The 3,010-nt window shown below is 39.5% G+C and carries 1 protein-coding gene; it reads left to right on the top strand.

Annotated elements, in window-relative coordinates; all coding sequences use genetic code 11:
- Positions 1–426: 426 nt before the first annotated feature.
- Positions 427–3,010: SpaA isopeptide-forming pilin-related protein (locus ACI35L_RS05335; protein ID WP_439802398.1), on the top strand; the 2,584-nt coding region annotated here is incomplete at its 3' end.

Here is a 3,010-nt window from a genome sequence, read left to right as displayed (position 1 = left end):
AAATACGGTCTTAAAGGCGCGCGTCGTGCACCACAATTCTCAAAACGTTAATATTGGTTATATACCAATGTTTACAGCCCTTCCTCAGAAAGAGGAAGGGCTTTTTATTTGAATTATCCCCCTTAGAAGCCTCCATACATATAAGCTGGTTTGTCTTTCGTCTTCTGAGTAAATCTTATTGGTATTCTTCATACGCCATAGATGCATAAGCCTTATTATTCTCCTCTTTAAGCTGCCCTTTCATTACCGAAAAATAACCCTATCAAATTTCAAAATAATTTACCTTTATGTTAAATAATTTTAATACTTCACCTTATAAAATAATTTAGACATTAATATTATTTTAATATAATATTATAAAGTGCTTAACTCATGTGATGTGAGGTGAGCATTCTTTTTGTATTTATCATACTCGGAGGGCAGTAAATGAGAAGTAGATTTTTTATTTTATCAATCATTTTTACTTTATTTATTTCCTGGTTGCCTGTACAAAGCTCTCAGGCAGCTAGATGTGACAATTTAGGAATTGCAAATGATTTTAATGTATTTGTATTTGGAAACCATACTCAAATGAGCTCTGATTCAGAAGGAAGAGTGGCGGTAGGAAAGAGAGCCGAATATACCAATTATGGTATAGGAGATAAATTAACGCCTTCTGCTGCTGGCCGAAATGACTTGATCGTTGGAGAGGAGCTCTATGCAGAAGGCGGTACAAACTTCAATGGGAATACAGTTATTGGCGTGAATGGGACAATTGAAAAATATACAATGACAAATAATAATGGGCAGAAAGAGCCTTTAAGAGAGGACGTAAGTGGTTTATTTGCGGATGCTAAAGCAGATTTAATTAACAAAACGTCTAAATGGTCACAATTGACCCCCAATGGTACATTTGAAAACCAGTATTCAACATTAACGTTAAAAGGGGATCATCCAGAATTAAATATTTTCACACTTAAAACGGAAGACTTCCAAGGGGTATCATTATTCAAATTAATTGTGCCAGAGGATGCAACCGTTCTAATAAATGTATTAGGTACTGATTTAAGATTATCAGGGTTTGCTTTAAAAAAAGGTGATCAAGATTTTTCTCCATCTGATGGGGGGAGAATACTCTGGAATTTTCCTGAACTAATTAACTTTGATTTGAGTAATATTGGTATGGTCGGTTCTATATTAGCACCATATGCTACATTAGCACCTACTGGCAGCGGTCAATTAAATGGAACGCTTATTGTAGAAAATTTCATTCATTCGCAGCATGGAGGAATCGAAACACATCATTATCCGTTTAACGCAAAGTTACCAATGGAGGATGAGGAAGACGAACCAATTAAGGACCCAAAAGGATCCATTCAATTCACGAAAGTGGAAAAGGGAACGAACAAAAAGCTTGAGGGAGCCATCTTCCGGCTGTATGTGGATAAAGAATGTACAAAGGAAGCGGACCATGCAGATGTACAATCAAGTGAAGATGGAATCGTAACATTTAAGGAACTATCCTATGGTACCTATTATGTAAAAGAGATCAAAGCGCCAATGGGCTATCAGTTATCATCGGAAATCCGAGAGGTGACCGTGGATAAGAAAGTTGTAGATGCGGGGACATTTGACAATGAATACGATAGCATAATCATCGAAGAACCAAAAGGATCTATCCAATTCACGAAAGTGGAAAAGGGAACAGATAAACAATTAGAAGGTGCTACTTTCCGTTTATATATGGATAAGGAATGTACAAAAGAAGCGGACCACGCAGATGTACAATCAAGTGAAGATGGAATCGTAACATTTAAGGAACTATCCTATGGTACTTATTATGTGAAAGAAATCGCTGCGCCGGAGGGCTACCAGTTGTCCACGGAAATCCGGGAGGTGATCGTCGACAAGGATGATACTGAAGTAGATGCAGGGACATTCGAGAATGAATTGATTTTCGAGGACCCAAAAGGATCCATTCAGTTCACGAAGGTCGAAAAAGGTACGGATAAAAAACTAGAGGGAGCTACCTTCCGTCTGTATATGGATAAGGAATGTACAAAGGAAGCGGGCCATGCAGATGTGCAGTCTGATAAAGATGGAATCGTATCATTCACAGATCTCTCCTACGGGACTTATTATGTGAAAGAGGTCACTGCACCGAAAGGCTACGAGTTATCGACAGAAATCCGAGAGGTGACTGTGGATAAGGAAGTGGTACATGCAGGGACATTCGACAATGAATTAATTATCGTCGAAGAACCAAAAGGGTCGATTCAATTCACGAAAGTGGAAAAGGGAACGAACAAAAAGCTTGAGGGAGCCATCTTCCGGCTGTATATGGATAAGGAATGCACAAAGGAAGCGGACCACGCAGATGTGCAGTCTGATAAAGATGGAATGGTATCGTTCACCGAATTATCCTATGGTACTTATTATGTGAAAGAGGTTGCTGCGCCTGAGGGCTACCAGTTATCCACGGAAGTTCGAGAGGTGACTGTGGATAAGGAAGTGGTAGATGCAGGGACATTCGACAATGAATTAATTATCGTCGAAGAACCAAAAGGGTCTATCCAGTTTACGAAAATCGAAAAAGGAACGGGTAAACAATTAGAAGGAGCTACCTTCCGTCTGTATATGGATAAGGAATGTACAAAGGAAGCGGGCCACGCAGATGTGAAATCTAACGAAGATGGTATCGTTTCGTTTACGGATCTGCCATACGGCACCTATTATGTGAAAGAGGTCGCTGCACCGGAGGGCTACCAGTTATCCACGGAAGTTCGAGAGGTGACTGTGGATAAGGAAGTGGTAGATGCAGGGACATTCGAAAATGAATTAATCATCATTGAAGAACCAAAAGGGTCTATCCAGTTTACGAAAATCGAAAAAGGAACGGGTAAACAATTAGAAGGAGCTACCTTCCGTCTGTATATGGATAAGGAATGTACAAAGGAAGCGGGCCATGCAGATGTGAAATCTGATAAAAATGGAATCGTATCGTTCACCGAATTATCCTATGGTACTTATT

This window comes from Pradoshia sp., from assembly GCF_051873915.1.
Lineage (GTDB): Bacteria > Bacillota > Bacilli > Bacillales > Pradoshiaceae > Pradoshia.
The sequence above is the reverse complement of the archived record's forward strand: the minus strand, read 5'-3'. Positions and strand labels throughout refer to the sequence as shown.